The sequence below is a fragment of the Streptomyces sp. RG80 genome (assembly GCF_040446465.1).
In the GTDB taxonomy this organism is placed as follows: Bacteria; Actinomycetota; Actinomycetes; order Streptomycetales; family Streptomycetaceae; genus Streptomyces.
This window is the reverse complement of record NZ_JBEAAJ010000002.1, coordinates 823189-838323: the sequence shown is the minus strand read 5'-3', so window position 1 is coordinate 838323 and position 15135 is coordinate 823189. Positions and strand designations below refer to the sequence as shown.

Below are 15135 nucleotides of genomic sequence, written 5' to 3'. Positions count from 1 at the left end.
TCTGGCGATCGGATCAACCGCGCGCGGCGGCCAGGGATTCCTTGGCGGCCGCGGCGACGTTCTCGGCGGTGAAGCCGAACTCGGCGAAGAGGGTCCGGGCATCGGCGGAGGCGCCGAAGTGTTCGAGGGAGACGATGCGTCCTGCGTCACCTGTGAACCGGTACCACGTCAGGCCGATCCCGGCCTCGATCGTGACACGGGCTCGCACGGACGGCGGAAGGACACGGTCCCGGTACTCCCGAGGCTGCTCCTCGAACCACTCCACGGACGGCATCGACACCACGCGGGCGCCGATCCCCTCGGCCTCCAGCTGCTCCCGCGCGGCCATGGCGAGCTGCACCTCGGAGCCGGTGGCGATGAGGACGACGTCGGGGGTGGCCGTGGAGGACTCGGCGAGGACGTAACCGCCGCGCGCCGCGTCCGGGTTGGGCGTGTACGTCGGCACGCCCTGACGGGTGAGGGCCAGGCCGTGCGGGGCCGGCTTGGTGGCGTGCCGCTTGAGGATCTCGGCCCAGGCGATCGCGGTCTCGTTGGCGTCGGCGGGCCGGACGATGTTCAGGCCCGGGATCGCGCGCAGCGAGGCGAGGTGCTCGACCGGCTGATGGGTGGGACCGTCCTCGCCGAGACCGATGGAGTCGTGCGTCCAGACGTAGGTGACGGGCAGCTGCATCAGCGCCGACATCCGCACGGCGTTGCGCATGTAGTCGGAGAACACCAGGAAGGTGCCGCCGTAGATACGGGTGTTGCCGTGCAGCGCGATGCCGTTCATCTCCGCGGCCATCGAGAACTCGCGGATGCCGAAGTGGACCGTACGGCCGTACGGGTTCGCCTCGGGCAGCGGGTTGCCGCTCGGCAGGAAGGAGGAGGTTTTGTCGATGGTCGTGTTGTTGGAGCCGGCGAGGTCGGCGGAGCCGCCCCACAGCTCGGGCAGGACCGCGCCGAGCGCCTGGAGGACCTTGCCGGAGGCGGCACGGGTGGCGACCGATTTGCCGGGCTCGAAGACCGGGATCGAGGACTCCCAGCCCTCGGGGAGCTGACCGGCGACGATCCGGTCGAAGAGCTCGGCGCGCTCGCCCTCGGCGGCGCGCCACTGCTCGATCTGCTTGTCCCAGGCCGCGTGCGCCTCGGCGCCGCGGTCGAGGGCGCGACGGGCGTGGGCCAGCACCTCGGGCGCCACCTCGAAGGTCTGCTCGGGGTCGAAGCCGAGGACCCGCTTGGTCGCGGCGATCTCCTCGGCGCCGAGCGCGGAGCCGTGGGAGGCCTCGGTGTTCTGTGCGTTCGGGGCCGGCCAGGCGATGATCGTGCGCATCGCGATGATGGACGGCCGCCCGGTCTCGGCCTGCGCGGCCTTCAGCGCGGAGTGCAGGGCCGGTACGTCGACGTCGCCGTCGGCGGCGGGCTCGATGCGCTGGGTGTGCCAGCCGTAGGCCTCGTACCGCTTGAGGACGTTCTCGGAGAAGGCGGTCGCGGTGTCGCCCTCGATGGAGATGTGGTTGTCGTCGTAGAGGAGGACGAGGTTGCCGAGCCTCTGGTGGCCGGCGAGGGAGGAGGCCTCGGCGGAGACGCCCTCCTCCAGGTCGCCGTCGGAGACGATCGCCCAGACGGTGTGGTCGAAGGGGGACTCGCCCTCGGCGGCCTCGGGGTCGAACAGGCCGCGCTCGTAGCGGGCGGCCATCGCCATGCCCACCGCGTTGGCGAGGCCCTGTCCGAGCGGCCCGGTGGTGGTCTCGACGCCGGCGGTGTGCCCGTACTCGGGGTGGCCGGGGGTCTTGGAACCCTGGGTCCTGAAGGCCTTCAGATCCTCGAGCCCCACCTCGTACCCGGCGAGGAAGAGCTGGGTGTAGAGGGTGAGCGAGGTGTGGCCGGGGGAGAGGACGAACCGGTCACGGCCGGTCCACTCCGGGTCGGCCGGGTCGTGGCGCATCACCTTCTGAAAGATCGTGTACGCGGCGGGGGCCAGGCTCATCGCGGTGCCCGGGTGTCCGTTGCCGACCTTCTGCACGGCGTCGGCCGCCAGCAGACGGGCGGTGTCGACGGCACGCCGGTCGAGTTCGGTCCATTCGAAGCTGTCCGGTGTCTGCGTGCTCATCTTCAAGAAGTCCTCGGTTGGAGCGGAGAGCTGCTCTGACGCGTTCAAACTTAAAAGTCAGACTTATACGGGGGAAGGTCGGGGTGTGTCAGCCTGTGGTGAAAGTGGGACATGGATCAGTGCGACTGGGTGGCGCGAGAAGGACATGACGGACAGAACCTCTCAAGGTGTCGACGGTGACGCGATCAGAACGTTCCCCTTCCCCATCGAGCGGAGCGTCGGCGGCGTCGGCATGCAGGTCGGACCCATGGGCCCGCACCGCACCTGGCACGCCGACGCCCCGCTGCACCGCGTCCACCGCATCGACTTCCATCTCGTGATGCTCTTCGACCAGGGCCCCGTCCGCCACATGATCGACTTCGCCGACCACGAGGCGTACGCCGGCGACGTGCTGTGGATCCGCCCGGGCCAGGTCCACCGCTTCTCGCGCAGAAGCGGGTACCGCGGAACCGTCCTGACCATGCAACCGGGCTTTCTGCCGCGGGCCACGGTCGAGGCGACCGGGCTGTACCGCTACGACCTGCCGCCGCTGCTGCACCCCGACGCGGCGCAACTGGCGGGACTGGGCGCGGCGCTGGCCCAGCTGCGGCGCGAGTACAAGGACACGGCGACCCTCCCCCTGAGCCTGCACACGGCGGTCCTCCGCCACTCCCTGACCGCGTTCCTGCTCCGGCTGGCCCATCTCGCGGCGAGCTCGCAGGAGGGGGCCGCGGGGCGCTCGGACACCACGTTCACACTGTTCCGGGACGCGGTGGAGAAGGACTTCGCGACGAACCACAGTGTCAGCGCCTACGCCGACGCCCTCGGCTACTCACGCCGGACCCTGGTCCGCGCGGTGCGCGCCGCGACCGGACAGACGCCGAAGGGATTCATCGACAAGCGGGTCGTCCTGGAGGCCAAACGGCTGCTCGCGCACACGGACCTGCCGATCGGGCGGGTGGGGGCGGCGGTGGGGTTCCCGGACGCGGCGAACTTCTCGAAGTTCTTCCAGTTGCACGCGGGGCAGACACCGGTGGGGTTCCGCGCGGACGTGCGATGAGTGGACGCGCGCGATGAGGGGCCCCGGGCGCGCGGGACCCCTCATCAAAGGGCGTGTCAGTGCCCGAAGTTGAACCAGTTGACGTTCACGAAGTCCCCCGACTGACCGCTGGTGAAGGTCAGATACACATCGTGGGTGCCCGTCACCGAGCTCATGTTCGCCGGCACGGTCCGCCAGGTCTGCCAACCGCCGGTGTTGGCGAGGGAGAAGCTCCCTATGGGCGCGTTGGTGCGGCTGTCCAGCCGTACCTCGACCAGCCCGCTCACCCCTGACGCGGCGCCGCTCGCCACCCGCGCGACGAACTGGGTGGCCGCCGTGGAACCGAAGTTGACGTTCTGGTAGAGCGCCCAGTCGCCATTGGCGAGATAGCCGATGTTCTGACCCCCGCCGGTGTCCGTGGTGGTCTCGGTGCTCACACCGCTCTGACTGTTGTACGACTCGGCCTGGATCGCGGCGTACGCGTCGCGGGTGCCGGTCGGCGGCGGCGTGGTGCCGCCCCCGGTCGCCGACAGCACCTGGACGTAGTCGACGACCATGGGCACCCCGGACTGCGTACCGCTGTCTAGGCCGCCGCCGAACGCGTCCGGGAAGGCGCCGCCCATCGCCACGTTCAGGATGACGAAGAACCCGTGGTTCGTGGCGTTGGCCCAGGTCGTGGCGTCCATCTGGCTCGCGTTGACCGAGTGGAACTGGGTGCCGTCGACGAGGAAGCGGATCGTCTCCGGCGACACGGACCGGTCCCACTCCATCGTGTAGGTGTGGAACGCCGACTGGCAGGTCGAGCCGGGACACGCCGTGTAACTGCCGAGGCCCGTCGTCTCGTTGCACGGGCCGCCCGGGTTCGTACCGCAGTGCATGGTCGCCCACACGCGGTTCATGCCCTGGACGTTCTCCATGATGTCCAGCTCGCCGACGCTCGGCCAGTTCTGGTAGTTGCCCCGGTAGGGCGCGCCCAGCATCCAGAAGGCCGGCCAGTAGCCCTCGGCCGCCGTGCCCGTGACGTTGGGCATCTGGATCCGTGCCTCGACGCGCAGCTTCCCGCCGGACGGGGGCTGGAAGTCGGTGCGGTTGGTCTCGATACGCCCGGACGTCCATCTGCCCGCCGAGTCGCGCAGTGGGGTGATGCGCAGGTTGCCGTTGCCGTCGAGTGCCACGTTGCTCGTGCTCGACGTCATCGTCTCGACCTCGCCGGTGCCCCAGTTGGCGGGGCCGCCCGGGTAGCCGGTGCCGGTCGCGTACTGCCAGTTGGAGGTGTTGACGCCGGTGCCGGCGGCGCCGTTGAAGTCGTCGACGAAGACCTGCGTCCAACCGGACGGCGGTGTGGGGGCGTTGGCGTTCGCCGGCAGCGTGGCGGCCGTGGCGAGGGCGGCCGCCAGTCCCAGGGTGGACAGGACGGCGATCAGGGCGCGTCGGCGTCTGGGTGTTCCGGAGGGTGCACTCATGGGGTGTGCCTCTCGGGTACGGGGTGAGGTGCGCGGGTGCCCCCGGGAGGCTTTGAGAGCGCTCTCAGGGTGCGGCCAATGTGCTCCCCGGAACTCGGGTCGTCAAGAGTTGAAGCGGGTGAAGTCCTTGTGGGGCGGTCGAGTTCACCTGATTCTTGCGGGGATGCCCCGGCGTTCACGTCGGGGAGGAAGCGCATCCTGTGGCCGCGACGCGGAGCGTCGCCGTGTCTGGTCTTTTGGGGTGCGGAGCGCCCGCAGGGCGACCGGGGAAGCCGGGGAGGCGAACGCGTATTCCAGTGTTCGCTGGTTGTGGTGACGGTGGACAGATTTGGGTACGGGTGTGCGCGTCTCGTACATACGGTCTTGTCGTGGAAGCCGGAACGAGCGGGCGGGCCGTGTGAGGAGGGATGTCGTGCTGGAGGCCGGGGAGGGCGGGCATGCCCGGTACACGTACCGGTTGCGAGTGTCATCGACCGCCCGCACGCGGGTTCTGGCGGAGTGGGAGCGCTGTAGGTGGATCTGGAACGAGTGCGTGGCCAAGTCCCGGGCCGTACACGCGCGCAACAAGGCCACCGATGAGAAGGCGACCTGCGGTCCGGCCCAGCTCGACAGGATGCTGACCGCGGCCCGGCAGGCGACGTCGTGGCTTCGCGAGGGCAGCTCGGTGCCGCAGCAGCAGGTCATCCGCGACTTCGGCACGTCCCGCGCGAAGGCGCACAAGGACATCAAGAAACGCCTGCCACAGCGGCAGCGGGCCGGAATGCCGAAGTACAAGAAGAAACGCGAAGCCCTCCCCAGCCTGAACTACACCCGGCGCGGCTTCCGGCTCAGGGACGGGCGCCTGCACCTGGCGGGCGGGATCGTGTTCGGTGTGGTCTGGTCGCGGGACCTGCCCGCCGACCCGTCCTCGGTACGGATCTACCAGGACAGCCTGGGCCACTGGTACGCCTCCTTCGTCGTGCCCGCCCAGGCCGAACCTCTCCCCGCCACCGGCGCGGTGATCGGCATCGACTGGGGGGTGAGGGAGACCGCGACCACCACCTCCGACACGCACGACCTTGCGCACGCCCAGCACGGCCGAAAGGCCCAGGCGAAGTTGTCGCGCTACGACCGGATGATGGCCCGCCGCAAACCCGCCAGGGGCCGGTCCGGCTCGAAGGGTTACCGCGAGGCGAAGAAGTGGCGGGCCAAGACCTGCGCGAAGATCGCCCGGCAGCGCCAGGACACCGGCCGCAAGTGGGCCAAACGTGTCGTCCGGGACCATGATGCGATCGCCGTGGAGGACTTCCGCCCCAAGTTCCTCAGCCGAACCACCATGGCCCGCAAGGCGGCGGACGCCGCGATCGGCGCCACCAAACAGGCTCTGCTGGAGATGGGCCGCAAGCACGGCCGGGACGTACGCCTTGTCCATCCCGCGCACACCACCATGGACTGCGCGCAGTGCGGAGCGAGAATCAAGCACGCACTGCCGCTGTCGGAACGCACCTACAGCTGCACCGCCTGCGGAGCCGTGTCCCCCAGGGACAAGAACTCCGCCCGCGTGATGCTCCACCGGGCTGGTCTCAACCCGGCTGGTGCCGAGGGCGCAAGACCTCCTGGAGCGCTGCTCCAGGAGGCGGCCTGAGCCAGGAATCCCCTCCCTCTTCAGGGAGGGGAGGATTCAACCGATGAAGGCGTGTATGGGCCGTTCAGGGCAGGGCCTCCGTGGCTCTTCGGGCGGGCGTATGGTCGATGAGTCCGACGGGGGACCGGTCCGGATGCGGCAGGGGGCGCCATGAGCCGCCATACGATCACCGAACGCCATCTGCGGATGATGCTCGACGTCATCGACGAGGCACGCCACGACGACTCCGGCGGGTTCCCGCCGCCGTCCCTGCTCGACGGGCTCGGCCGACTGGTGCCCTGCGATCTGGCGGAGTTCAGCGAGGTCGACCTGCCCACCCGGCGGTCGCTGGGCTTCCAGGCGGTGGAGTACGGCGGCCACTACCCGGAGCCCGACGACGAGGTGTGGTGGCTCCACAAGCATGAGCATCCGCACTGCGCGGACGTGGAGCGCAGCCACGGGCACCTGGATGTCGGCCAGTTGACCGACTACATGGCGACCCGGGAGTTCCGTGACACGGCCCTCTACACCGACTACATGCGGCCCTTCCTCGCCATGATGGTCGTCGCCCTGCCGACGGCGCCCGGGCGCATCCGCATGTACTCCGTCTCCCGGGAGCGGGACCGGCCGTTCAGTGAACGCGACCGGCTGACACTGCAGTTGCTGCGTCCGCATCTCAACGCCGTGTACCACGAGGCCGCTCGACGGCGCCGCGATCCGGTACGTCTGACCCCGCGTGAACTCGACGTGCTCCGGGCCGTCGCGGTCGGGTGGGGGACCGAGGAGATCGCGGGCCAGTTCGTGGTCGCGCCGAGCACCATCCGCAAACACCTGGAGAACATCTTCCGCAAGCTCGGCGTCTCCAGCCGCACCGCGGCCGTCGCCCGCGTCTTTCCGGAGCCGGAGCCGGAACCGGAGCTGCCCTGAGGGCCGGGCCGCGGGCGCCCGGACCTTGCGGGGACCCGCTTCCCGACTTCCCGACTCCCGACTTCTCGACTTCTCGGCGAGGTGAGCGTCAGGGCTTCTGGATGCGGCGGGCCGTCGCCACGAGCTCGGCCGGGAGGCCGGGGCCGGCGCAGGCGTGGTCGATCAGCAGGCCGAGGTAGGAGTCGTTCGGCAACTTCGGTGCCAGGGCGAGCAGTTCGTCCAGTGCGGCGGGCGAGCCGGTGAGCCGTGCCCGGTAGGCGGCCCCGGCCGCGAGCAGGGTGGGCTCGGTCGGGGCGTGCCGCGCTCCCTGGTCGGTGAGCCGGACCGCCGCGGTGAAGTCGCCCTGCTCGGCGTGGACATCGGCCAGGTCGAGATGGAGCGACCAGTTGGCCGGGTCCAGCGCGAGAGCGCGCTCGAACGCCGCCACCGTCTGCCCGGGATCACCCAACCTGCGCCACGTACCCGCCCGTACGACCTCCGTCAGCATGATCCGTTCGACGGAGTCCGCCCGGTCGCAGAGCGCGAACGAGGCGTCGGTGCGACCGCAGGCCCGCAGCAGGATCGCCATCCTGGCCAACGCCTCCGGCTCGGGGCGGCGGGCGGTGACCGCGTCGATGGCGTCGAACCAGGGCCGGAACCGTTCCCGCATGCCCTCGGAGTCCAGGTCGTGGCCGTGGTCCATCGTCCGCATCGCGGCCTCGGCCAGCGCGTCGGCACTCACCGCGCCGAGAAAACGCTCGTCACCGAACCAGGGCGCCGTCGCCCACGCGATGTCCGGGCGCGCACCGGTGACCGACCCGATCGCCATCGCCGCGTCGTCCATGGCGCCGTCGAGGAAGTCGACGTACGACCGCGCCAGCACCGCGCTCAGGGAGTCGGAGCCACGGACGGCCTCGGTCAGCTCCGCCGGCTGATCCCGCCACAGCTCGGCGAGGACCGCGTAGGGCTCGGGGTCCTGTGGCGCGGAGGCGATGGCACCGACCAGATGACGCACGGCCGCCTCCGGGCTGCCCCCGCAGTGCGCCATGACCCGCGCGAGACCGACCCCGGCCGCCACTTCCCGATTCGTCACGGCCCGAGGGTATCCGCCCGGTCCGAGCGCGCCGCCGCAGGGGCGAGTGAGGCGGTAGCGTCCTAGGCATGGTGGAGGGTCCCGATGTGTCGGTGGTGCTGCGGGGCGGAGTGCGGTCCCGGTCCGAGGCCTGGGAGTTCGTGCGCTGGTTCGCCGACGCGTGGGCCGGCCGTCCGCTGCGGCCGGAGGACGGCTGCGACGAGGAGGAGCTCGCGGCCGCGGAGGCCGATCTGGGCTTCGAACTTCCCGCCGCCGTGCGTGAGGGGTACCGGCTCCTCGGTCGGCGGGACGACCTGACCCGGCAGCAGGATCCACTGGTGCCCGCCGGCGGGCTCCATGTGGCCGACGCCGAGGACGGCGTTCTGGTCTTTCGCCACGAGAACCAGGGCTGCGCCGCCTGGGGGATCCCCCTGGACCGCGTCGAGCTGGACGACCCACCGGTGCTGATGGAGTCGCACCGCGGCTGGATTCCCTTCCTCGACCGGATGTCCCTGGCCTGGGTGGAGCTCGTACTGGGTGAGTCGCTCCTCGCCTCGGACGGCCACTACGACGCCTGCGAGCTGCCGGACGCACTGTTGCCGACCCTCCGGGCTCGCTACGCGCGGGTCGAACTGCCGGACCATCCCTTGTGGGCGAGCGAGGGCGACTCGCCGCTGCGCTGGTACGCGGCTCCTGGTCGACTGGTGCGCCGGGACGGTCTCCACGAGGAGTCCTGGGTCCACGCACGCGGACGTACGGCCGCCGACCTCGACGTCGTCCGCGACGACCTGCCAGGTCCCTGGGTCTGCTGACGCCGGCGTCGGGCCCGGGGGTGCCGTCGAGTGCGGGTCCCCGGGCCGACAGGGCTAGAGCGCGCTGCCCGCCTTCCACTCCTCCCAGGACAGGTTCCAGCCGTTGAGGCCGTTGGCCGGATCGACCGTCTTCTCACCGGAGTTCTTCACGATCACCACGTCGCCGAGCATCGAGCTCTCGTAGAACTTGTAGCCCGCGACGGAGCTGTCGTTCGCGCCCTTCGCGTCGTGCAGGCCGATGCAGCCGTGGCTGGTGTTCCGGCTGCCGAACACCGAGGTGGACGCCCAGTAGTTGCCGTGGACGAAGGTGCCGGACGTGGTCAGGCGCTGGGCGTGCGGGACGTCGGAGATGTCGTACTCGTCGCCCAGGCCGACCGTGGAGGACTCCATCCGGGTCTGCTTGAAGCGCTCGCTGATCACCATGATCCCGGACCAGGTGGTGTGGTCGGAGTCGCCGCCGGAGACGGGGAAGGTGGCGTGCGTCGCGCCGTCCCGTTTCACCACCATCTCCTTGGCCGCCAGGTCGACCGTGGTGAACTGGGCGCGGCCGATGTGGAAGGTGACGTCCTTCGACTGTATACCGTAGACACCATCCTGTCCTTCGACGTCCTTCAACCGCAGCCCGAGCGTGATCTTCGTGCCCGCCGCCCAGTATGTCTCCGGCCGGAAGTCCAGCCGGGTGTCGCTGAACCAGTGCCCGACGACCTCCACGGCCGGCTCGGCGGTCACCGTGATCGCCTTCTCCACGGCGGCCTTGTCGGTCACGGCGTGCGTGAAGTTGATCGACACGGGCATGCCGACGCCGGAGGTGGAGTCCGCCTCCGGCGTGAAGTAGCCGACGAAGGTCTCACCGGGGGACCGGGTGGTGAAGGTCGCGCTCTTTGCGTCGGCGCCCTCGGCCTTCACCGTGACCGTGTACTTCGTCCCCGAGTACGGGTTCCCGGTCGAAGTCCACTTCGTCTTCGCGTCGTTGTACGTCCCGGCCAGCGAGGAGCCGTCGTTGCCGGTCACTTCGACGGAGGCGAGCGTGCCGTCGGTCACGGTGACTTCGACGGGGTCGGTGAACGCGGCTTTCCTGGTGCCGTCGGCGGGGCTGACCACCACGACCGGCTTCTTCGCCGCGGCGGCCCTCGCCGAGGCCGACGCCTTGGAGTCCTCCGAGGCGTCCGCCGACCCGCTGCACCCGGTGAGCACCGCGGCCGGCAGCACGCCCAGCACGGTGAGCATCCCGCGCCGCGACCACCTCTGCGACGGCTGGTCGGAACGGTTCGATATGTGCGAGACGCCCACAGCAGGCCTTCCTGAGATATCCGCCTTTGCGTCTGCATCCTGCGCCGCGCAGATTTGCTGACCCTTTGAATCCCCGGGCCGCTTCCTGAGATTCCCGTGAGGACCCGCTGCTCGGGGAAGGGGCCCGACCGTGTCGCGGCCGGGCCCCTCCCGGGGCACGTCAGGCGTTCGTCGGTACGTGCGGCTCGACCGGCTCCTCCTCGCTGAGCCCGAACCGGTCGTGCGCCCGCCGCAACGGCTTCGGCGCCCACCACGCCCGCCGCCCGAGCAGCGCCATCGTCGCCGGGACCAGCAGCATCCGTACGACGGTGGCGTCGATCAGCACCGCGAGGGTGAGGCCCAGTCCGATCTGGAGGATGGGGGAGAAGCCGCCCGTCATGAAGGCGCCGAAGACCACGGCGAGCAGCAGCGCGGCACAGGTGACGACCCGGCCGGACCTGCGCAGCCCGGTGACCACCGCCTCCTGGTCGTCACCGGTGCGGCGGCGGGCCTCGCGCATCCGGGCCAGGATGAACAGTTCGTAGTCCATGGCCAGTCCGAAGGCGATCGCGATGATCAGTGGCGGTGCCGTCAGACTCAGCGCGCCCAGGCCCTCCGCGCCCAACAGGCCCGCCAGATGGCCGTCCTGGAAGACCCACACCACCACGCCCAGCGCGGCACCGAGACTGAGCAGCGTCGTCGCGATGGTGCGCAACGGGATCAGCACCGACCCCGTGAACGCGAACAGCAGGACGAAGATGCCGGCCAGGACGGTCACCGCGGCCCAGGGTGCCCGCTCGGCGAGCATCTCGCGGAAGTCGACGAGCCGCGCCGCGGGTCCGGTGACCTCCACCGGGTCGTCGCCCCGCAGGTCCCGTACCCGCTGCACCAGGTCGGTGGCGCCGTCGCCGTCCACGCTGCCGGGCGGCGGCAGTTCCACGACGGTGGTGCCGCCCGGCAGGTCCCGGGTCTCGGCGCGGGGGGAGAGGTTCTGTATACGGTCGACGGTCGCCTGTCGGGTGCCCGGCTTCAGGACCACGGTCACCGGCGACACCCCGGTGCCCGGCGGGAAGTGGGCGTCGACGGTGTCGTACAGCTGCCGTGCCTCGGTGCTCGACGGCAGTTGCTGGGCGTCCCCGAGGTTGATCCGCATACCGGCGACCGGCAGGGCGAGCACCAGCAGGGCCGGGACGAGCACCGCGAGGACGGCGACCCGGTTGCGGGCGGAGAAGCGGGCCAGACGGGCGAAGACGCGGCCCTCCTCGCCCTCCGGTCGCACCTTCGCCGGCGGGATCTTCCCGCCGAACCGGGTCAGCAGGGCGGGCAGCAGCGTCAGCGCGGCCAGCATGTCGACGACCACCACGGCGGCCACCGCAAGCCCCATGCTGCGCAGGAACACGCTCGGGAACACCAGCAGCCCGGTCAGACTGACCGCCACGGTGAGCCCGGAGAACAGCACCGTCCGCCCGGCCGCGCCGACGGTGCGGTGCACGGCCTCGGCGACGTCGTCGGTGTGCCGGCGCTCCTCGCGGAAGCGCACCAGCATCAACAGGGCGTAGTCCACGGCGAGTCCGAGCCCCAGCATGGTGGTGACCTGGATCGCGTACACGGAGATGTCCGTGACCTCGCTGAACAGGAAGAGCGCGAGGAACGCGCCCGCGATGCCGCTGACCGCGATGAACAGCGGCAGGGCGGCCGAGCGCAGACCGCCGAACACCACCAGCAGCAGGGCGAGTACGACCGGCAGTGAGATCAACTCGGCGTTCTTGACGTCCTCCTGGGCCTTCTCGCCGATCTGGAGCCCCAGCAACGGGCCGCCGCTGACATGGACTTCGGGTGCCTCGATCAGCTTGATGCGGTCGGCCGCCGCGTTCACCGCCCGTTCCTCGGCGTCGTCGTCCAGGCCACCTTCCAGGGCGACCGGGATGATCAGCGCCCGCCCGTCCTCGGCGAGCAGTCCGGGTGTCCCGTACGGGTCCGGCACGGCGGCGACTCCGGCGATCTCCCGGACGGCGGCGACGGCCCGGTCGACCTGGGCTTTGAGGGCCGGGTCGGACACGGCGACGCCTTCGACGACCGCCGTGACGGAGTCGCCGGCGGGGTCGACACGGTCGAGGTACTCGGCGGCCGCCTCCGACTCGGTGCCGGGGACTTCGGGCACGTTGTCCGACAGGCGCCCGAAGACGCCCGTACCGAGCCCGAAGCCGAGCAGCAGGAAGACCACCCAGAACGCGATGACGGTGAGCGGACGGCGCGTGGCCGTCCGGGCGAGTGTGGAGAGCACGGTCCCTCCCGGCGAGACGTCGGTTGACATGCCCTTCAGGCTCGTGCCGCAGGGGGTGGCGCCGGATCACCGGAGCGAGCGGTTTCCGGGCCTCCGTCGTACGGGGGAGACTGCCGCCCCACTCCCTCCGCCGAGGGAGGAATGAACCGCACCGGTACGGGAGTTGATCACGTCACCAGCAGCGACCACGAGGAGCCGACATGTCCGACGCACCCGCCGTCAAGGAACTCCGTCTCGTCGTCACGGCCGAGGACTACGACGAGGCCCTGCGCTTCTACCGGGACGTCCTCGGCCTGCCCGAACGCGCCGCGTTCTCCTCGCCCGACGGCCGGGTCACCATCCTGGAGGCAGGCCGGGCCACGCTGGAGATCACCGACCCGAACCACGCCGCGTTCATCGACGAGGTCGAGGTAGGGCGCCGGGTGGCCGGACATCTCCGGGTCGCCTTCGAGGTCGACGACTCCACCGCCACCACGGCGAAGCTGGCCGAGGCCGGCGCCGAGGTGCTCGCCGAACCGACCCGCACGCCCTGGAACTCCCTCAACTCCCGCCTGGAGGCGCCGGGTTCACTCCAGCTGACCCTCTTCACCGAGCTGGGCGACCAGTCCTAGGGCGCACCCGGCGTCACCAGGCCGGTCTCGTAGGCGCAGATCACCGCCTGCACCCGGTCCCTGAGTCCCAACTTGCCCAGCACATTGCTGACATGGGTCTTCACGGTGTGCTCGCTCACGAACAGGGTCGTGGCGATCTCCGCGTTGGACAGACCGCGCGCCAGCATCCGCAGGGTCTCCACCTCGCGCGCGGTCAGGACGTCGAGCCGCTGCGGGGTGACCTCGGCGGCGGCCTGTTCCCGGCGGCGCCGCACGATGTCCGCGACCAGCCGCCGGGTCACCGCGGGCGCGAGCAGCGAGTCGCCGGCCGCCACCACCCGCACCGCGTGCACCAGGTCGTCCCGGCGCACGTCCTTGAGCAGAAAGCCGCTGGCGCCCGCGTACAGCGCCTCGTAGACGTACTCGTCCAGGTCGAACGTGGTCAGCATGACGACCTTGCACGCGGACTGTGCGCACACCCGCCGGGCCGCCTGGAGGCCGTCCATCACGGGCATCCGGATGTCGAGGAGCAGTACGTCGGGGGTGTGCCGCTGCACCGCGGCGACCGCCTCCGCCCCGTCGCCCGCCTCGGCGACCACCTCGATGTCCGCCTGCGCCTCCAGGATCATGCTGAAGCCGCTGCGGACCAGTTCCTGGTCGTCGGCGACGACCACGCGGATACTCACCCCGGCGCCACCTGACGGTCCGTCTGCCGGTCCGCCACCGGAAGGCGTACGACGACCCGGAAACCGCCGTCCGGTCCGCGTCCGGTGCGGGCGTCGCCGCCGCAGGCCGCGGCGCGCTCACGGATGCCGATCAGACCGTGCCCGCCGCCCGGGACCGAGGGACCCCGCCCGTCGTCCGTCACCTTCACCGTCAACGCCTCCTCGGTCCAGTCGAGTTCGACGGTCGCGCAGGAAGCGTACGCGTGCTTGACCGTGTTGGTGAGAGCCTCCTGGACCACACGGTAGGCCGCGATGTCGGTGTCCGGCGGCAGCGGACGGGGCTCGCCTCCGGTCGTCAACTCGACGCGCAGACCGGTGGATTCAGCGACCTGCCGGACCAGGGCGGGCAGCGCCCGGACGCCCGGCTGAGGCGAAGTCCCGTTGCGATTCTCCTCCTTGAGTACACCGAGGATCCGCCGCAGCTGCGACATGGCGTCCCGGCCCGCAGTCGCGATCGCGTCGAACGCTGCCTCCGCGCGCGCCGGATCACTGCGCACCACGACCGGACCGGCCTCCGCCTGCACCACCATCAGGCTCACCGCGTGGGCGAGGATGTCGTGCATGTCCCGGGCGATCCGGGCCCGTTCCTGCGCCGTCGCCCGCGCCGTGTCCGCGGCCCGCTCCCGCTCCAGACGCCGGGCCCGGTCCTCTAGTTCGGCGGTGTAGGCGCGCTGGACCCGGGAGAGCGCGCCGAGGGCGTAGGCGCACGCGACGCTCAGCAACTGGAAGGCGTACTCGAAGGGTTCGGTGTTGTCCTTGTGGTGCATGGTCAGCGAGACCCCGACCAGCCAGCCCACCAGCATGAACCGCCGCTGCCAGGGCTTGCCGCGGGCGGCCAGGGTGTAGAGGACGACGATGCCGCCGTACATCACATCCGGCGGCGGCGCGTGATGCACGGCCTGCGCGGGCGTCGTCACCGACACCACGCACGCCGTCACGAAGGGGGCGCGGCCACGCCACACCAGCGGCACGGCCGTGGCCGCACCGAGCAACCAGCCGACCAGGGACAGCGGATCGTCCCCCTCGTCGGGAAAGAGCCACTGGAGCGAGACGGCGAACAGCACGAGCGCGGCCAGCGCCGTGTCGACGACATACGGATGGGCCGAACGCAGCCGGGCGGCGACCGGCGTGAACCAGAACTGGGCGGACATGAGCGGCTCCTCGGGGCAAGGGCCGTACCAGTATCACGACGGGTGCGGGCGGCCGGCCTCGCCGGTGAGAGGGATATCCGCAGACCGCCTACCGCCTACGGTGGACCGGAGACCGTCGACCGCGGACTCCCTACCGCAGACTGTCTACCGTCA

The 15135-nt window shown here is 70.8% G+C and carries 12 protein-coding genes; 5 read left to right on the top strand and 7 right to left on the bottom strand.

Going from position 1 to position 15135, the window contains the following annotated elements; all coding sequences use genetic code 11:
- Positions 1 to 13: 13 nt before the first annotated feature.
- A complete protein-coding gene (tkt, locus tag ABKA17_RS09890) occupies positions 14 to 2089 on the bottom strand; it encodes a transketolase (RefSeq protein ID WP_353691530.1) in 2076 nt (691 codons plus the stop codon).
- A 145-nt stretch (positions 2090 to 2234) separates the two neighbouring features.
- On the opposite strand from tkt, the gene ABKA17_RS09885 reads away from it, so the two are divergent.
- On the top strand, positions 2235 to 3128 hold the full coding sequence (locus ABKA17_RS09885) for a helix-turn-helix domain-containing protein (protein ID WP_353691529.1): 894 nt from the start codon (positions 2235 to 2237) through the stop codon (positions 3126 to 3128).
- Positions 3129 to 3184: 56 nt separating this feature from the next.
- Here ABKA17_RS09885 and ABKA17_RS09880 read toward each other — a convergent pair whose 3' ends face one another.
- The gene (locus ABKA17_RS09880; RefSeq protein WP_353691528.1) at positions 3185 to 4570 is read right to left on the bottom strand and encodes a glycoside hydrolase family 16 protein; all 1386 of its coding nucleotides are present in this window, start codon (positions 4568 to 4570) and stop codon (positions 3185 to 3187) included.
- Between the two features lie 412 nt (positions 4571 to 4982).
- Between ABKA17_RS09880 and ABKA17_RS09875 the strand changes: the two genes are divergently transcribed.
- Both ABKA17_RS09875 and ABKA17_RS09870 read left to right on the top strand, forming a co-directional pair.
- Positions 4983 to 6194: an RNA-guided endonuclease InsQ/TnpB family protein gene (locus ABKA17_RS09875; RefSeq protein WP_353691527.1), complete on the top strand. Its 1212-nt coding sequence runs from the start codon at positions 4983 to 4985 to the stop codon at positions 6192 to 6194.
- 150 nt (positions 6195 to 6344) lie between these two features.
- Positions 6345 to 7100, top strand: coding sequence for a helix-turn-helix transcriptional regulator (locus ABKA17_RS09870; RefSeq protein ID WP_353691526.1), 756 nt, complete (start codon positions 6345 to 6347; stop codon positions 7098 to 7100).
- A gap of 88 nt (positions 7101 to 7188) precedes the next feature.
- Here ABKA17_RS09870 and ABKA17_RS09865 read toward each other — a convergent pair whose 3' ends face one another.
- Positions 7189 to 8127 (bottom strand): tetratricopeptide repeat protein, encoded by a 939-nt coding sequence (locus ABKA17_RS09865; RefSeq protein WP_502994191.1) that lies wholly within the window; start codon positions 8125 to 8127, stop codon positions 7189 to 7191.
- Positions 8128 to 8240: 113 nt separating this feature from the next.
- On the opposite strand from ABKA17_RS09865, the gene ABKA17_RS09860 reads away from it, so the two are divergent.
- Entirely contained in the window at positions 8241 to 8963 is a 723-nt protein-coding gene (locus tag ABKA17_RS09860; RefSeq protein ID WP_353691524.1) for an SMI1/KNR4 family protein, read from the top strand.
- 54 nt (positions 8964 to 9017) lie between these two features.
- Here the strand turns inward: ABKA17_RS09860 and ABKA17_RS09855 are convergent, their stop codons facing one another.
- Positions 9018 to 10253, bottom strand: a complete 1236-nt coding sequence (locus ABKA17_RS09855; RefSeq protein WP_353691523.1) for a L,D-transpeptidase — start codon at positions 10251 to 10253, stop codon at positions 9018 to 9020.
- Between the two features lie 160 nt (positions 10254 to 10413).
- Positions 10414 to 12516, bottom strand: coding sequence for an MMPL family transporter (locus ABKA17_RS09850; protein ID WP_353691630.1), 2103 nt, complete (start codon positions 12514 to 12516; stop codon positions 10414 to 10416).
- Between the two features lie 200 nt (positions 12517 to 12716).
- Between ABKA17_RS09850 and ABKA17_RS09845 the strand changes: the two genes are divergently transcribed.
- Entirely contained in the window at positions 12717 to 13127 is a 411-nt protein-coding gene (locus ABKA17_RS09845; RefSeq protein ID WP_353691522.1) for a VOC family protein, read from the top strand.
- Here the strand turns inward: ABKA17_RS09845 and ABKA17_RS09840 are convergent.
- Both ABKA17_RS09840 and ABKA17_RS09835 read right to left on the bottom strand, forming a co-directional pair.
- Positions 13124 to 13792 carry a response regulator gene (locus tag ABKA17_RS09840; RefSeq protein WP_353691521.1) on the bottom strand — a complete coding sequence of 223 codons (669 nt, stop codon included), beginning with the start codon at positions 13790 to 13792 and terminating at the stop codon, positions 13124 to 13126. The genes ABKA17_RS09845 and ABKA17_RS09840 overlap by 4 nt on opposite strands.
- The gene (locus ABKA17_RS09835; protein ID WP_353691520.1) at positions 13789 to 14982 is read right to left on the bottom strand and encodes a sensor histidine kinase; all 1194 of its coding nucleotides are present in this window, start codon (positions 14980 to 14982) and stop codon (positions 13789 to 13791) included. The genes ABKA17_RS09840 and ABKA17_RS09835 overlap by 4 nt, the downstream gene beginning before the upstream one ends.
- Positions 14983 to 15135: the final 153 nt, after the last annotated feature.

Excerpts from the sequence above, each read along its gene's own strand:
- ABKA17_RS09865 (WP_502994191.1), bottom strand. The coding sequence starts at position 8,127 with ATGGCGCACTGCGGGGGCAGCCCGGAGGCGGCCGTGCGTCATCTGGTC.
- ABKA17_RS09880 (WP_353691528.1), bottom strand. The coding sequence starts at position 4,570 with ATGAGTGCACCCTCCGGAACACCCAGACGCCGACGCGCCCTGATCGCC.
- tkt (WP_353691530.1), bottom strand. The coding sequence starts at position 2,089 with ATGAGCACGCAGACACCGGACAGCTTCGAATGGACCGAACTCGACCGG.
- ABKA17_RS09845 (WP_353691522.1), top strand. The coding sequence starts at position 12,717 with ATGTCCGACGCACCCGCCGTCAAGGAACTCCGTCTCGTCGTCACGGCC.
- ABKA17_RS09885 (WP_353691529.1), top strand. The coding sequence starts at position 2,235 with ATGACGGACAGAACCTCTCAAGGTGTCGACGGTGACGCGATCAGAACG.
- ABKA17_RS09860 (WP_353691524.1), top strand. The coding sequence starts at position 8,241 with ATGGTGGAGGGTCCCGATGTGTCGGTGGTGCTGCGGGGCGGAGTGCGG.
- ABKA17_RS09835 (WP_353691520.1), bottom strand. The coding sequence starts at position 14,982 with ATGTCCGCCCAGTTCTGGTTCACGCCGGTCGCCGCCCGGCTGCGTTCG.
- ABKA17_RS09870 (WP_353691526.1), top strand. The coding sequence starts at position 6,345 with ATGAGCCGCCATACGATCACCGAACGCCATCTGCGGATGATGCTCGAC.